General features: G+C 35.8%; 13 protein-coding genes and 1 riboswitch. Of the genes, 11 read left to right on the forward strand and 2 right to left on the reverse strand.

Going from position 1 to position 15123, the window contains the following annotated elements; genetic code table 11:
- Positions 1-11 precede the first annotated feature (11 nt).
- The 4 genes from NSQ89_RS05305 to NSQ89_RS05320 all read left to right on the forward strand — a co-directional run bounded on the left by NSQ89_RS05305 (position 12) and on the right by NSQ89_RS05320 (position 4984).
- Positions 12-1553 carry an extracellular solute-binding protein gene (locus NSQ89_RS05305; protein WP_047941567.1) on the forward strand — a complete coding sequence of 514 codons (1542 nt, stop codon included), beginning with the start codon at positions 12-14 and terminating at the stop codon, positions 1551-1553.
- A 104-nt stretch (positions 1554-1657) separates the two neighbouring features.
- Positions 1658-2296, forward strand: coding sequence for a YesL family protein (locus NSQ89_RS05310; RefSeq protein ID WP_061799610.1), 639 nt, complete (start codon positions 1658-1660; stop codon positions 2294-2296).
- 1 nt (position 2297) lies between these two features.
- Positions 2298-3356 (forward strand): Gfo/Idh/MocA family protein, encoded by a 1059-nt coding sequence (locus tag NSQ89_RS05315; RefSeq protein ID WP_047941569.1) that lies wholly within the window; start codon positions 2298-2300, stop codon positions 3354-3356.
- 110 nt (positions 3357-3466) lie between these two features.
- Entirely contained in the window at positions 3467-4984 is a 1518-nt protein-coding gene (locus NSQ89_RS05320; RefSeq protein ID WP_047941570.1) for a glycine betaine uptake BCCT transporter, read from the forward strand.
- Between the two features lie 19 nt (positions 4985-5003).
- Here the strand turns inward: NSQ89_RS05320 and NSQ89_RS05325 are convergent, their stop codons facing one another.
- Positions 5004-5396 carry an SET domain-containing protein gene (locus NSQ89_RS05325; RefSeq protein ID WP_047941571.1) on the reverse strand — a complete coding sequence of 131 codons (393 nt, stop codon included), beginning with the start codon at positions 5394-5396 and terminating at the stop codon, positions 5004-5006.
- Between the two features lie 305 nt (positions 5397-5701).
- On the opposite strand from NSQ89_RS05325, the gene truA reads away from it, so the two are divergent.
- The 4 genes from truA to NSQ89_RS05345 all read left to right on the forward strand — a co-directional run bounded on the left by truA (position 5702) and on the right by NSQ89_RS05345 (position 10317).
- Complete coding sequence (gene truA, locus NSQ89_RS05330) at positions 5702-6439, forward strand: tRNA pseudouridine(38-40) synthase TruA (RefSeq protein WP_341132344.1); 738 nt, start codon at positions 5702-5704, stop codon at positions 6437-6439.
- Positions 6440-6753: 314 nt separating this feature from the next.
- Positions 6754-8205 carry a nicotinate phosphoribosyltransferase gene (locus NSQ89_RS05335; protein WP_047941573.1) on the forward strand — a complete coding sequence of 484 codons (1452 nt, stop codon included), beginning with the start codon at positions 6754-6756 and terminating at the stop codon, positions 8203-8205.
- Positions 8206-8220: 15 nt separating this feature from the next.
- Positions 8221-8835 (forward strand): nicotinate-nucleotide adenylyltransferase, encoded by a 615-nt coding sequence (nadD, locus tag NSQ89_RS05340; RefSeq protein ID WP_061799595.1) that lies wholly within the window; start codon positions 8221-8223, stop codon positions 8833-8835.
- 92 nt (positions 8836-8927) lie between these two features.
- A riboswitch (ZMP/ZTP riboswitch) is annotated at positions 8928-9007 on the forward strand.
- 110 nt (positions 9008-9117) lie between these two features.
- Positions 9118-10317 carry a phosphoglycerate dehydrogenase gene (locus tag NSQ89_RS05345; RefSeq protein ID WP_095257723.1) on the forward strand — a complete coding sequence of 400 codons (1200 nt, stop codon included), beginning with the start codon at positions 9118-9120 and terminating at the stop codon, positions 10315-10317.
- Between the two features lie 195 nt (positions 10318-10512).
- On the opposite strand, the gene NSQ89_RS05350 is transcribed toward NSQ89_RS05345, so the two are convergent.
- On the reverse strand, positions 10513-11469 hold the full coding sequence (locus tag NSQ89_RS05350; RefSeq protein WP_061799589.1) for a ribose-phosphate diphosphokinase: 957 nt from the start codon (positions 11467-11469) through the stop codon (positions 10513-10515).
- Positions 11470-11823: 354 nt separating this feature from the next.
- Here NSQ89_RS05350 and NSQ89_RS05355 point away from each other — a divergent pair, with 354 nt between their 5' ends.
- From NSQ89_RS05355 to NSQ89_RS05365, 3 genes are all read left to right on the forward strand, one after another.
- A complete protein-coding gene (locus tag NSQ89_RS05355) occupies positions 11824-13176 on the forward strand; it encodes an amino acid permease (protein ID WP_047941577.1) in 1353 nt (450 codons plus the stop codon).
- A 158-nt stretch (positions 13177-13334) separates the two neighbouring features.
- Complete coding sequence (locus NSQ89_RS05360) at positions 13335-14312, forward strand: ABC transporter ATP-binding protein (RefSeq protein WP_336044771.1); 978 nt, start codon at positions 13335-13337, stop codon at positions 14310-14312.
- A complete protein-coding gene (locus tag NSQ89_RS05365) occupies positions 14309-15121 on the forward strand; it encodes an ABC transporter permease (RefSeq protein WP_235850058.1) in 813 nt (270 codons plus the stop codon). The genes NSQ89_RS05360 and NSQ89_RS05365 overlap by 4 nt, the downstream gene beginning before the upstream one ends.
- Positions 15122-15123: the final 2 nt, after the last annotated feature.

Genomic DNA, 15123 nt, shown 5'->3' on the forward strand with positions numbered 1-15123 from the left:
GGAAGGAAAAGATGTTAGAGAGAAGCTGGAAAGGGTTATTGAGTGTCGTTTTAGCAAGTAGCTTAATAGTTGGCTGCAGTAATGCTAATACGAACCCAACAGAAAAGGAAGATGGAGAATACCGAATTGCAACCGTCCGCTGGTCAGACTGGGGAGATGATTTTCTAAAAGGCTTTGTAGAAGAGACGGAAAAAGAAGCAGGAATTAATGTCGATTGGGATATTTACTTGAATTCAGAATGGGGGGATAAGAAATCAGTTTTAATGGCAGGTGGAGATTTACCAGATGCATTTTGGGGATCACTTGCTTTAAGTGATGGAGATATTGCCCAAAATCAAAGTCTCTTTATTCCCCTAGAGGATCTCATTGCCGAAAATATGCCGAATTTAATGGCAGCATTTGACAAAGAGCCGTCTCTGCGAGCTTTAGTTACTTCTCCAGATGGTCATATTTATAGCTTGCCTAAGAAATTGCCTTTAAGACCATTGACAGGAAATCAGTTGTTTATTAATCAAAAATGGTTAGACAATTTGGGCTTGGAAATGCCAGATACGTATGAAGATTTCTATCATGTTCTTCAAGCATTTAAGGAAAAGGATGCCAATGGAAATGGCGACTTAAATGATGAAATTCCATATGGGGGGAATATTTATGGCTTTATATTACCGTTTGGTGTAACAAAGGGTAATGATAAAGCCGGCTTAATGACGCTAAAAGATGGAAAGCCTTCTTACATTCCAACACAAGAAGAATATAAAGAAGGGATTGCATGGATGCATCAAGCATACAAGGATGGCTTAATCGATCAGGAACTGTTTACACAAGATGATTCAATGGCAGAAGCAAAGCGTAAAGATGAAAACGATGCATTAGTAGGTGTTGCCTTCGGCTGGACTCCAGATGCTGTATTTGGTCCAAATGCCGAAGAATATGTACCATTAGCTCCACTAAAAGGTCCGGATGGAGAAAGATATGTCATTTCTGATACAGAAACATATTCGAGAAATGAACTACTAATTACTACCCAAGCTAAGGACCCGGCGAAATTGCTGCAATGGGCGGATAAGTTTTATACAGAGGATGCAAGCATTCAAACTTTTTATGGTTCCTTTGGAATTGGGGTAGAGAAGAAGGATGATGGATCATATCAAGTACTGGATGCACCAGAAGGCGAATCTGCAGATATTTTTGCCTGGACAAATTCATTCCGTGATTTTGGTCCAAAGTACATTGAGGACGGTTTTAATGAAAAGGTAACATTGCCTACAGACAGTGGGGATGGATTGAAGTTAGAATTGGACAAAAAAATAAGTGAATATGCAAGAGAGCAATTTCCAACAGTAAGTTTTACGGCAGAAGAAATGCAGCGTTTAAACACATTAAATGTAGATTTAACTTCCTATGTAAATTCCATGCAATCAAAATGGGTTGTAGAAGGTGGCATAGAAAAAGAGTGGGATGACTATATAAGTCAATTAAAGAAAATGGGCTACGATGAATTTATGGAAATTCAAAACAATGCGTTTAACCGCTATCAAGAATCATTAAAATAGTTCAAAAATATAACAGTCAGAGAATTGATATATTCTGGCTGTTACTTCTATATGGAGACTAGGTAACTTTTATAGGACTAATTCGGAAAAGGAAGGTGAATGAAATGAGTTCCCTTTTTCAAATAGATGGTCTGATTGGCAGAAAATTAGCGAGAATGGTGGATATATTTTTATTAAATTTAATTTTTATTCTTTTTTCTCTCCCTGTTGTGACAATAGGTGCTTCACTGACAGCTTTATATACAGTCAGTTTTAAAATAATAAATGGGGAAGATCCATCTGTCTGGCGAAGTTATATCAAAGCGTTTAAAAAGAATCTAAAACAAAGTTCTTTCGTTTGGTTTCTTTTAATAGGGATTGCTGTCATACTGTTTGGCGATATTTATTATCTTGTATACACAAGTGGTATTTGGAAAATCATTTTTATGAGTCTCACTCTTTTCTTTGGTTTTCTCTACAGTACATTAATCTTATATATTTTCCCCTACTTATCTAGATTTGAGGATTCAATAAAAACAGGTATGGTGAATTCTTTATTAATGGGAGGATTTCACTTTCCCTTCCTCGTCCTGTTATTAATCATTAATTATTTACCTATAATCTTCATTATTTCGTCTTTTACTGGCTTTATGACAGGTATCTATTTCTTTACATTCGGGGGATTTTCCATTTTTGCTTTGCTGAACACAATTATATTGAAGAGAATTTTTTCAAAATATGAAAATAAAAAAGGAGAGAAGTAGAATGGAAGTAATACGAATAGGAATAATTGGCGTTGGCGGAATGGCTCAGTCTCATATCAAAGGACTGCAAAATGTTGGAACATTTAAAATAGAGGCAATCTGTGATTCGAATCGTGTAAGACTAAAAAAAGTCGGCGAGCAATTAGCTATTAAAACAGAAAATCAATATCAAGATTTCCGTGAGCTAATTGATTCTCAAAAAATAGATGCAGTTGTTTCTGTCACCCCTAATAATGTTCACGCACCTATTTTAGAATATTGTATGGAACGGAAGATGCCTATTTTAACAGAAAAACCATTTACTTTGGATTATGAGGAAGCACAGCAGCTTGCAGAAAAATATAAAAAACAACCTATTCCCTGTATGGTAGGATTTAGTTATCGATACACTCCTGCATTTCGCTTTGTAAAAGTATTGCTGGAAAAAGGGGAAATCGGTCAAATAAGAAATTTTTCTATTCAGTATCTGCAAGGTTGGGGAGCTCCATCGTATCAAACTCCTTATATGTGGCGCTTTAATCCTGCCATTACAGGAACAGGCGTATTAGGAGATTTAGGTTCTCATATGATTGATATGGCACATTATCTATTTGGACCATTCCAAGAGGTATCGGCAATATTGGAAAGTTTTATTACCAAAAGAAAATTAGAGCATTCGAATGAATCGAAAGAATTCGCTATTGATGATTTTGCAAGCTTTCAGGCCCGGATGGAAAACGGCATTATTGGTACATTTCAAACAACTAGAAATGCGATCGGATCAGGAAATCAGCATGAGATAGCGATTTTTGGAGATAAAGGAACGCTTCATGCAAGTACAAAGGAAGAAGATATCGTTTATTTAATTCAAGTTAATGAGGAAACGGGTGAACTTGTGGAGAAAAAAATGCATGTTCCCAAATCGGTCTATTTGACAGAATGGGAAGATTTCTCCAAAATGCTAAATGGGGAGGTAAGATTAGGTTTCCCAGATTTTATGACGGGAGTAATGAATCAACAAGTATTAGAAGCAATTAGGGAGTCCAGTAGAGTTCCTGGAAAAAGAATAGCACCTCTCTAAGAAGCTGAAAGGGATAGTGTTTGTTTAATTCTCCTAATAAAGGATAATAATAACCTAGGCAGCAATTCTACATAGATTAGTATTCGATTATTAGAAGGAGAATTTATTATATGAAGTTTAAAAATCATCTTGTCTTTAATGTTTCTGTAATTATTTTATTAGTGATTGTATTAATAGGAGTATTTGCACCAGAATCGCTTGAACAAACCTCAGCTAATGCACAATCTTTCATTACAGATTCTTTTGGCTGGTATTATTTAATTGTCGTTACGTTTTTCGTGATAATATGTTTATACTTATTAATAAGTCCGGTAGGAAGAATTAAATTAGGAAAACCTGAGGATAAGCCAGAATTTTCTCGAATAGTATGGTTAGCAATGCTTTTTAGCGCGGGAATGGGAATCGGACTTGTGTTTTACGGGACTGCGGAACCACTTAGTCATTATGCAATTAGTTCACCTACAAATGAGATTGGAACAGAACAAGGCATGAAAGATGCTATGAGATTTACCTATTTTCATTGGGGAATTCATGCATGGGCAGTGTATGGAATTGTGGCATTAAGCCTTGCTTATACTACCTTTCGCAAGGGAGGAAAGACGTTAATTAGTTCGACCTTAAAACCATTACTAGGTAATTCTATGGATGGAAGATTAGGAAGAATCATTGATATTATCGCTGTGTTTGCGACAGTTACTGGAATAGCAACAACACTAGGATTCGGTGCGGTACAAATTAATGGAGGGCTTTCTTTTCTTTATGGGGTTCCTTCTAGTTTTTTAACTCAATTTATTATTATTGTAATAGTTACCATCTTATTTTTACTCTCTGCTGTTTCAGGTTTAGGGAAAGGCATTAAGATTCTTAGCAATATGAATATGATACTAGCATTTGTCTTATTTTTATTTGTATTTATTTTGGGGAATACAGTCTTTATCCTCAATTTATTTACAGATACAGTGGGGACGTATCTACAGAATATAGTGCGCATGAGCTTCCGGATTTCCCCTTTAAATGGTGAAAATCGTCAATGGATAAATACTTGGACCATTTTTTACTGGGCTTGGTGGATTGCATGGTCACCGTTTGTTGGAATTTTTATTGCTAGAATTTCCAAAGGAAGAACAATCCGTGAATTTGTTACGTTTGTCTTATTTATCCCCTCCATAATTGGGTTTTTATGGTTTACAGTATTTGGGGGTAATGCGATGTTTATCGAGCATAAGGGATTAGGTTCTATTTCCACCTTCGCAACGGAAGAAACATTATTTGCTCTTTTAGAACATTTTCCTCTTAGTGCGGTATTATCTATTTTAGCAATTGTATTAATTGGTGTTTTCTTTATTACCTCAGCGGATTCAGGTACTTTCGTTTTAGGTATGCTTTCTGCCAATGGTACACAAAATCCGAGCAATAGAATTAAAGTAATTTGGGGACTCTTACTTACCTCTATTTCGCTTGTCTTACTTTATTCAGGGGGATTAGATGGTTTACAAAATATGATGATTATAGCCGCTCTCCCTTTTTCCGTTATTATGATCTTAATGACGGTAAGTTTATTAAAGGAGGTCCATTTGGAAAAAGCGGAATACGAATCAAAATGGAAAAAGAAAAAAGGCTCGATGTGATATCGAGTCTTTTTTCTTTTTAATCTTCATTCTCTTTGTCTTTATTAAACCATAACGGCTCATAATCATCGACTTCGCCATTATAATTGATTAATATTTCTTCACCAGCTTTTATATCCTTATAAGCATAATAGTCAAATGTATGCTTATCAAAATTAATCTCATATGTTGCATTTGGTTCATAGGAATGGTTAAAGAGCATGCCGTATCCAAGAACAACAGCACTGTGGTTAATCCCATATTCATAAACATAATCTTCTAGCACGGTTCTTTCGATATATTTATGCTGCTCATTAGGATATGGAACAACGGGAGCTTCATGGAATAAAGTACCTTTTTTGATATCACATGTAGCAAATACGCCTCTATTGAATTCTCCATCACTTAAGGGAGATGTTTTAATTTCAATCATCATTGATCACCTACAACTCTTTCTAAAGTATACTGCTATATCATACTCTAACATTGTTTCTATTATTTAGGAAATAAATAAAATAATTTTTTATAAAAAAGAAATAATTCTTGTAATAAACTGAGTTTTTAGCTAATGAAGGTTTGAGGATTCATAGTGTATAATGAGATAATATTCATTAAGGAGTATGTTTTCTTAAAGGAATTCAGTTAGTAAGATGATTACGTGTTAATAAAGCGGTAAACAAGGGCGTTTATACATTGTTTATAATAAAGAAAATAAAGAGGGAAAGAACAGGAGAAAAAATGAAAAATTATAAAATGCTTATTCAATATGATGGTGGACGTTACAAAGGATGGCAGCGTCTGGGAAATGGAGACCAATCTATTCAAGGGAAAATTGAAAATGTCTTAACAGAAATGGCAGGAGAAAAGATTGAAATTATTGGCTGCAGCCGAACAGATGCAGGGGTACATGCCTTATCTCAAGTTGCCAATTTTAAAATGAAGAAAGAGATGACGGAAAAAGAAGTAATGAATTATTTAAACCATTACTTGCCAAATGATATTAGTATATCAAAAGTACAGATTGTACCTGATCGCTTTCATGCGAGATATAATGCGAAGGATAAAACATATTTATATAAAATATGGAATAAATCGTATACCCATCCATTTATGCGTAAATATAGCATGCATGTAGAGAAACGATTAAATCTAAAGAAAATGGAACAAGCAGCTGCCTATTTTGTGGGGAAACATGATTTTACAGCTTTCTCCAATGCTAAATTAAAGAAAAAGTCTATGGTGAAAGAAGTATACTTTGTTGATATAAAAGAAGTTGACGGATTTATAGAAATTCGCGTGAGCGGCGATGGCTTCCTTTATAATATGGTCAGAAAAATGGTTGGTACATTGATTGAAGTTGGCTTAGGAAAAATTGAAGCTGATGCTATTCCAGCAATTATGGAAACAAAGGATCGCAGCCTAACAGGCATGATGGCAGAAGCGAATGGGTTATTTTTAGAAAAAGTAAAGTTTTAATAGAAGTGAAGGCGAGCAAGTGGTTATTTTGAACTGCTTGCTTTTTTGTATCCTTTTAATGGTTAGGGAACAATAGTGAGGGACAGAGTGATTGAATTGCATCTAAACTTTAACAGCAAAAGATATACAAAGAAATTCATTATATTACTTTTAAAAATAAATTTTATACTATATATCTGAAAAGCTTTGCTAAAAAAAGAATGATTTGACGAATAAAAGGATAATTATATAAGATACAAAGATTTGTCATATCCTTTTGGTAATAAATAATTTTTGAATGCAGAAGTGAATTTATTTGGAGGAGGAAATTTTAGATGAAATATGCTGATGACAGTCTTATGCTTCATACCGATCTCTACCAAATTAATATGATGGAGACTTATTGGAGAGATGGAATACATGAACGAAAAGCTGTATTTGAACTTTATTTTCGCAAGCTGCCATTTGGTAATGGCTTTGCCGTTTTTGCTGGTTTAGAACGGATTTTATCTTATATAAAAAATTGCCGATTTACGGATAGTGATATTGATTATTTAAGAAGTGGAGTTGGCTATAAAGAGGACTTTTTAGATTATCTAAAAAATGTTACTTTTTCAGGAGACATTTATTGCATGGAAGAAGGAGAGCTAGTATTTGCTAATGAACCTATTCTACGTGTGGAAGCTCCACTTGCAGAAGCACAATTAGTGGAGACAGCATTATTAAATATTGTTAATTATCAAACACTTATTGCCACTAAAGCTGCGAGAATGAAACAGGTTATTGGCAGTCAAACGGCGATGGAGTTTGGAACAAGAAGAGCGCAGGAAATGGATGCGGCGATTTGGGGAACAAGGGCTGCCTATATCGGGGGATTTTCCGCCACTAGTAATGTAAGGGCTGGTAAGATTTTTGGCATACCTGTATCTGGTACACATGCACATGCATTAGTTCAAGCTTATCAAGATGAATATGAAGCTTTTAAGAAATATGCGGAGGCGCATACAGACTGCGTTTTTTTAGTGGATACATATGATACACTTCGTTCTGGTGTACCCAATGCCATAAAGGTAGCAAAGGAATTTGGTGACAAAATTCATTTTAAAGGAATTCGCTTAGACAGTGGAGATTTAGCCTATCTTTCTAAGAAAGCAAGAGCTATGCTTGATGAAGCCGGGTTCTACGATGCGAAAATTATCGCATCGAATGATTTAGATGAGTATACAATTATGAATTTACAGGCAGAAGGAGCAAAGATTGATATTTGGGGAATTGGCACAAAGCTGATAACAGCGTTCGATCAGGCAGCATTAGGAGCTGTGTATAAATTAGTAAGCATTGAAAATGAATCAGGTGAAATGAGAGATACAATAAAATTATCTGGAAATCCGGAAAAGATATCCACACCAGGGCAGAAAAGGGTATATCGAATTATTAATAAGGAAAATGGTCATGCAGAAGGTGATTACATTACCCTCGCAACTGAAGCTATCACACAAGAACCTTTAAAAATGTTTCATCCTGTTCATCCTTATTTGAATAAGGTGGTAACAAACTACCAGGCAATTGAACTACATCATCCGGTTATAAAGAATGGACAAATTCAAATAACTCCACCACTATTAACGGATATTCAAAAAAAGGTCGAGGAAAATCTAGAGTTGTTATGGAATGAATATAAAAGAACGCTCAATCCGGAAGAGTATCCAGTTGATTTAAGTAAGGCTTGCTGGGAAAACAAGCGCAATTATATCGAGAAAATGAAGAGGAAGACGAACCGAATTTAAAAGGGAGGAAAATATGTGAGAAAAATAGGGGTTTATGGATCATCCTTTGATCCTATTACAAATGTTCATCTTTGGACAGCTAGCACAGTTGCTCATCGATGTAAGTTAGATAAAGTTATCTTTCTTCCTTCTTCGAGCAAAAGAAGAGATAAAACAATGGAAACAGCTGATGAACATCGCATAGAGATGGTCAATATGGCAATAGCTGACAATGATAAATTTGCAGTCGATGACTATGAAATGAAGCAAGATGGCTGGGAAATCTATACGTATCACACAATGAATTATTTTAAAAAATTATTTCCAGAAGACGAAGTATATTTCATTATGGGAGCAGATTTACTTGTTGATATTGGACAAGGCAAATGGACCAAAGGGGAAGAATTGGTAGCGGAAAATCGATTTATTGTTATGGCCCGAAATGGAGTTGATATGCTTTCCACGATCAGCCGCTCACCACTTCTCCGCAATCATGATGATGGGAAGACCTTTCACTTGTTAGATAAGGGACTGTCCATGGAAATAAGCTCTACGTATATACGGGAAGAGTTTTCAATGGGGGGAGAACCAAGGTATCTTTTGCCAGAAAAGTGCTATCAATATATAAAGAAAAATAAGTTATATCAGTAAACCGTTCTAAAAAAAGCATAGAAAAGAACAAAATTAATAATAAATTAGTAATTGATGAATACTGAATAGTCTGATAGAATGGAGGCAATCTAAAGGCTATGTGTAACTGGCGAAATACGGATAACCGTAGGGGAGCACATAGTGTCGTATGCCGTTCGCCTGGGCAGAGGTAAGGGAATGAACTCCTTGCCTTTTTCTTTTTTTACTATTTCCGTAAAAAAAGGGAAGCAGTATGTTCCAAGCTTACAAAGAATATAATTGATGAAAAAGGGAGCAATGGAGATGAGCACTACGACTGTTAAAGAAGTAAAAACAATTAAGACGTTAAATAATATTGCAGCAAGTGGACTAAATGTATTTAAAAAAGGGAATTTTACAATGGATGATACGAGTGCCAATCCTGATGCGATTCTTTTGCGCAGCTTTAATATGCATGGGTTGGAATTGGGAGATAATTTAAAGGCAATAGCACGTGCAGGAGCAGGAGTCAATAATATACCGGTTGAACAATGTACAGCAAAAGGAATTGTTGTATTTAATACACCTGGTGCGAATGCAAATGCCGTAAAAGAGATGGTGCTCATGTCATTAATGGCTTCTTCCCGAAATTTATTTGAAGGAGTATCATGGGCCAAAACACTTGTTTCGGAAGGTGATCAAATTCCAAAACTTGTGGAAACAGGTAAAAAACAATTTGTTGGACATGAAATTAAAGGAAAAACATTAGGCGTAATTGGTTTAGGTGCAATTGGTGCTCTGGTAGCAAACGATGCTCTTGCCCTTGATATGGATGTTATTGGGTATGATCCATTTCTTTCTGTCGATACTGCTTGGAATTTATCACGTAATGTTAAGCGAGCAATGACATTAGATCAATTATTTGCAGAGTCTGACTATATTACGGTTCATGTTCCATTAACGGAAGACACGAAGGGAATGTTTAATAAAAAGGCATTTGCCTTAATGAAACCTGGTACGCAAATTCTGAATTTTTCTCGTGGAGAGCTAGTAAATGAAATAGACATGGCTGTTGCATTGGAAGATGGGAAGATAGGACGATATATAACAGATTTCCCAAATGAAAATGTTCTCCAAATGAAAAATACGATTGCGATTCCACACCTTGGTGCATCTACAGGAGAATCAGAAGAAAATTGTGCGGTAATGGCAGCGCGTCAGGTAAAGGATTTCTTGGAAACTGGAAATGTGAAAAACGCTGTGAACTTTCCGAATGCATCTATTCCCTATACGGGAAAACGTCGGGTGACGGCATTCCATTTAAATGTTCCTAATATGGTTGGTCAAATGACACAAGTAATTTCTACCTATCAGTTAAATATTGCCGATATGATAAATAGAAGCCGCGGCGAATATGCTTACACGATGATAGATATTGATAACCAAGTAGCGGATGAGATTGTTCCTCTTTTATCTAAGCAATTAAAGGAAATTGATGGAATTGTAATGCTGAGAGTAATCTAATTCGCGAAATAGTAAATAGACACTTACACTTATAGGCTCTCAGGCAAAATAGATTTTTGCTGGAGTCTATTTGTACCTAGTTGGATTATGACAGCGATGGAGTACGAGACAATGGAAAATTATCTATTTTATTAAATCAACATTTTTTTAACAAAAAGGGCTGTCCAACAGGACAACCCTTTTGCTTAAAGCAGTTTATTTAAATAACACACTTACTGACTTATGTTCATAAACGCGGCTGATGGCATCACTTAGTAATTCAGCAATAGATAACTGTGTAATCTTGCCGATTCTTTTTTCTTCTGTAAGTGGAATGCTGTTTGTTACAATCAATTCCTTAATTTGTGATTCTTGTATCATATCAATAGCGGGTTCAGATAAAACGGGATGAATACAACATGCGTATATTTCTTCAGCGCCATTATCAAGTAAGGCTTTCGCAGCAGTAGTTATCCGATAAGAAGTATCCACTATATCGTCTATAATAATTGCCGTTTTTCCTTCGATATTACCAACAACGTTTACTTCGCGGGGACCGAAATCTTTTGGACCTCGTTTATCGATAATAGCGATAGGTGCTTTTAAGCGGTCTGCGAGCTCACGTGCCCGGGTTACGCTGCCGTGGTCTGGGGCTACTACAACAACATCATGTGTAAAGTCTTTCGTATTTAAATAATCAGCAAGAAGCGGGATACCTACTAATTGATCAACTGGGATATTAAAGAAGCCTTGTGTTTGTGGAGCGTGTAGATCTAAAGTTATCACACGGTCTGCACCAGATTTTTGAATTAAATTGGCAACTAATTTAGCTGTAATGGGCTCTCTTGGTTGGGCTTTTCTATCTTGGCGTGCGTATCCATAATAAGGGATAACGACATTAATAGTGTTAACAGAAGCTCGTTTTAATGCATCTATCATAATAAGCAATTCCATAATACTTTGATTTACAGGATCGCATGTAGATTGAATAACAAATACTTCGCAGCCGCGGACACTTTCTTCAATATTGATTTGAATTTCACCATCACTGAATTTTTTGACTGTACACTTTCCTAATTCGGTACCGAGATGATTTACGATTTCTTGAGCTAGTTCTGGCGACGAATTGAGTGCGAAAACTTTTAATTTGGTTCCTTGATATGAATTGGGCATGAATGCTTCCTCCTATAATTTGAACATTCGTAGTGATGATTCATTTTCCTAAAGATACTTCTAACAAATATTGTAGGACACTGATATTTGCATTGCAACCTAATAATAGATTTTTTTCTTCCTGATGTATCTTTCTTCTTGTATGAGGGAGCAATGGAATTGTCTTAGTAATTTATAGCCTTATAATCTGCTTTTACAAACCTAAAATGAAAGATGTTTTTTTAAAAGAAACTTTTGCTATTTGATCATGCAGAGATTCGTGTATCTTGTCTTAGAATGTGCTAAACTATAATTCGTTAATTCTTATTACATAAAAAAATTTAAATAGTAGAACTGAAAAGAGAGTGATAAAACATGCAGCAAGAAACATTGTCTAGAGGGTTGAAAAACAGACATGTTCAATTAATTGCAATTGGAGGAGCAATAGGAACAGGGCTTTTTCTAGGGGCTGGTAAATCCATCCACTTAGCAGGTCCGTCTATTTTATTTGCCTACATCATAACTGGTATCATTTGTTTTTTGATTATGCGAGCACTAGGAGAGTTGCTTCTTTCTAATCTGGAATATCATTCCTTCGTTGATTTTGTAAATGATTATTTTGGCAATAAAGCTGCCTTCGTAACAGGCTGGACGTACTGGTTCTGTTGGATTTCGATTGCAATGGCAGATTTAACTGCTATCGGCATGTATACAAAGCTATGGTTTCCACATGTACCTCAATGGTTACCAGGGTTTATCGCTTTAATTGTCTTACTTATTATGAACTTAGCTACTGTAAAGCTTTTTGGAGAGATGGAATTTTGGTTTGCTTTAGTTAAAGTTATTGCCATTATTGCATTAATCATTATTGGCTTTATTATGATAGTAAAAGGCTTTTCAACAGATGCTGGTCCTTCAAGCTTTACCAATCTGTGGAATCATGGCGGCATGTTTCCTAATGGAATGAACGGGTTTATTCTTTCATTTCAAATGGTTGTTTTTGCGTTTGTAGGAATTGAATTAGTAGGGCTTACAGCTGGGGAAACAGAGAATCCTGAAAAGGTTCTTCCAAAGGCAATTAATAATATACCGATAAGAATTTTAATTTTTTATGTGGGGGCATTGCTTATTATTATGAGTATTTACCCTTGGAATGCCATTAATCCTGCTGAAAGTCCTTTTGTTCAAGTATTTTTGGCCGTTGGGATTACAGCAGCGGCAGGGATTGTGAACTTTGTTGTATTAACTTCCGCAGCATCAGCCTGTAACAGTGCGATCTTTAGCACAAGCAGAATGATGTTTGCGTTGGCAAAGGAAAAGAATGCACCAGAATCCCTTGCTAAATTAACAAAAAATCAAGTGCCATCAAATGCACTATTCTTTTCTGTGATTGTTGTGTTAATTGCGGTTATTTTAAATTACATCATGCCAGAAGGCGTATTTACGTTAATCACAAGCATATCGACCGTTTGCTTTATCTTTATTTGGGCAATTACTGTTCTTTGTCATTTAAAGTATCGTAAATCACGCCCAGCACTAGCGGCAAAAAATAAATTTAAAATGCCACTTTTTCCATTTGCAAATTATCTTATTCTTCTTTTTCTAGCGTTCGTCCTTGTTGTATTAGCGCTTGCTGAAGATACAAGAGTTGCATTATTTGTTACACCAGTCTGGTTTATCTTATTATTGGTGATTTATCAAATTAAGTGGAAACAATCTGCAAGTTGATAGATTTCTTTTATAAATGGAGCCTGAAATTGATTTGAATATCGATTTCAGGCTTTGTTTTATTAGTAGCGGAAGATTTGAAAAAATCAAAAAATATATTGACAAAATCTTCAATAAAATGCTATTATATTCTTCTTTTGAAAAGGAGGGAGAACGCAATGATTAAAGTTCAAGGAATTAATAAGTCCTTTAAGGTGGCAAAGAGGGCAGCAGGTCTACGAGAAGGACTGAAAGCTCTTGTTTCAAGGGAGCATACAATTGTCCATGCATTAAAGGATATAAGTTTTACGATAAATCCTGGAGAAATGGTGGGATATATCGGTCCAAATGGAGCAGGGAAATCAACGACGATCAAAGTAATGAGTGGTATTCTGGTACCAGACAGCGGCGTTTGTGAAATTATGGGTTATACCCCTTGGCAGGATCGTGTAGAATATGTGAAAAATATTGGCGTTGTTTTTGGGCAGCGATCCCAGCTATGGTGGGACGTTCCAGTAATCGATTCATTTGCCCTTTTAAAAGATATATATCATGTACCAGACAAGGGCTATAAGGACACACTGTCGTTATTAATGGACACACTCGAGTTAAAAGATATCCTGCATTCACCAGTAAGACAGCTCAGCTTAGGACAGCGTATGCGTTGTGAAATTGCTGCTTCTCTTATCCATAATCCACAAATTCTCTTCTTAGATGAACCTACCATTGGTCTTGATGCCGTAAGCAAGATAGCAGTTAGAAATTTTATAAAAAAAATCAATAAGCAAAAGAACGTAACAGTTATTCTGACAACACATGATATGTTTGATATCGAAGCCCTATGTGACCGTGTTCTTCTAATAGGAAAAGGGAGCCTATTATATGATGGGAATTTGCAGGAATTAAGAAGCCGTTTTGGCTCCCATCGTACCATTACTGCAGACTATAAATCTAGCAATGCACCAGTCGAAATTCCTGGGGCCGATATTCTTTCTTGGACGGAGGAAAGAGCTATATTAAGTGTAGATACCTCAGAAATTTCTGTCTCGGAAGTTATTATGAAATTGTCTCATTCCCTGGATCTTGTTGACGTTTCTGTAACATCACAGCCGATTGAAGATATTATTGTACAGCTTTATAAGGAGTACGAAATATGAGGACAATTAAACCATATGTGGCTGTGTTAAGATTGCGATTATTAAATGGGATGCAATACCGGGCAGCGGCTTTAGCGGGTGTGGCTACACAGTTTTTCTGGGGATTTATTTATATTATGATTTTTCAAGCTTTTTATATGCAAACGCTGGGTGAACAGCCTATTTCTTTGGAAGAATTAGTTACTTATTTATGGTTACAGCAGTCTTTTTTAGCGTTTATTATGCTATGGTTTCGTGATAATGAATTATTTGATTTAATAACGACAGGAAATATTGCTTATGAGTTATGCAGACCAATCGGAATTTATGAATATTGGTTTAGTAAGTTATTAGCACAGCGGTTAGCAAGTGCGCTGCTAAGGTGTTTTCCAATACTATTACTGGCATTTCTCCTTCCGCCAGCTTATCGGCTAATGCTGCCGCCAGATCTAAAAACATTTTTATTATTTTGTATTTCCCTCTTATTAGGATTGTTCGTATTAGTGTCTATTTCTATGTTTATTTATATTTCCGTTTTTATAACGCTTTCGCCAATGGGATCTCTGTTAGTATTTGGTGTAGTAGGGGAGTTCTTTGCTGGGATGGTAATACCTATTCCGCTTATGCCAGAGTGGCTTCAGCAAATTGTTTACCTTCTACCATTCCGATTAACGGCAGATTTTCCGTTTCGAGTCTATTCTGGCAACATTCCGAATACTGAAGCAGTTGAAGGAATCATAATTCAATTAATATGGCTGGCAGCACTTGTGTTTCTTGGGAAAATGGCATTACATAAAGCGATGAAAAAAGTCATTGTACAAGGAGGGTAAAT

Source organism: Niallia sp. FSL R7-0648 (assembly GCF_038007005.1).
In the GTDB taxonomy this organism is placed as follows: Bacteria; Bacillota; Bacilli; order Bacillales; family Cytobacillaceae; genus Niallia; species Niallia circulans.

Coding starts and splice junctions, on each gene's coding strand:
- NSQ89_RS05305 (WP_047941567.1), top strand. CDS start 12: ATGTTAGAGAGAAGCTGGAAAGGGTTATTGAGTGTCGTTTTAGCAAGT.
- NSQ89_RS05320 (WP_047941570.1), top strand. CDS start 3,467: ATGAAGTTTAAAAATCATCTTGTCTTTAATGTTTCTGTAATTATTTTA.
- NSQ89_RS05365 (WP_235850058.1), top strand. CDS start 14,309: ATGAGGACAATTAAACCATATGTGGCTGTGTTAAGATTGCGATTATTA.
- NSQ89_RS05345 (WP_095257723.1), top strand. CDS start 9,118: ATGAGCACTACGACTGTTAAAGAAGTAAAAACAATTAAGACGTTAAAT.
- NSQ89_RS05335 (WP_047941573.1), top strand. CDS start 6,754: ATGAAATATGCTGATGACAGTCTTATGCTTCATACCGATCTCTACCAA.
- NSQ89_RS05350 (WP_061799589.1), bottom strand. CDS start 11,469: ATGCCCAATTCATATCAAGGAACCAAATTAAAAGTTTTCGCACTCAAT.
- NSQ89_RS05315 (WP_047941569.1), top strand. CDS start 2,298: ATGGAAGTAATACGAATAGGAATAATTGGCGTTGGCGGAATGGCTCAG.
- truA (WP_341132344.1), top strand. CDS start 5,702: ATGAAAAATTATAAAATGCTTATTCAATATGATGGTGGACGTTACAAA.
- NSQ89_RS05355 (WP_047941577.1), top strand. CDS start 11,824: ATGCAGCAAGAAACATTGTCTAGAGGGTTGAAAAACAGACATGTTCAA.
- NSQ89_RS05360 (WP_336044771.1), top strand. CDS start 13,335: ATGATTAAAGTTCAAGGAATTAATAAGTCCTTTAAGGTGGCAAAGAGG.
- NSQ89_RS05325 (WP_047941571.1), bottom strand. CDS start 5,396: ATGATTGAAATTAAAACATCTCCCTTAAGTGATGGAGAATTCAATAGA.
- NSQ89_RS05310 (WP_061799610.1), top strand. CDS start 1,658: ATGAGTTCCCTTTTTCAAATAGATGGTCTGATTGGCAGAAAATTAGCG.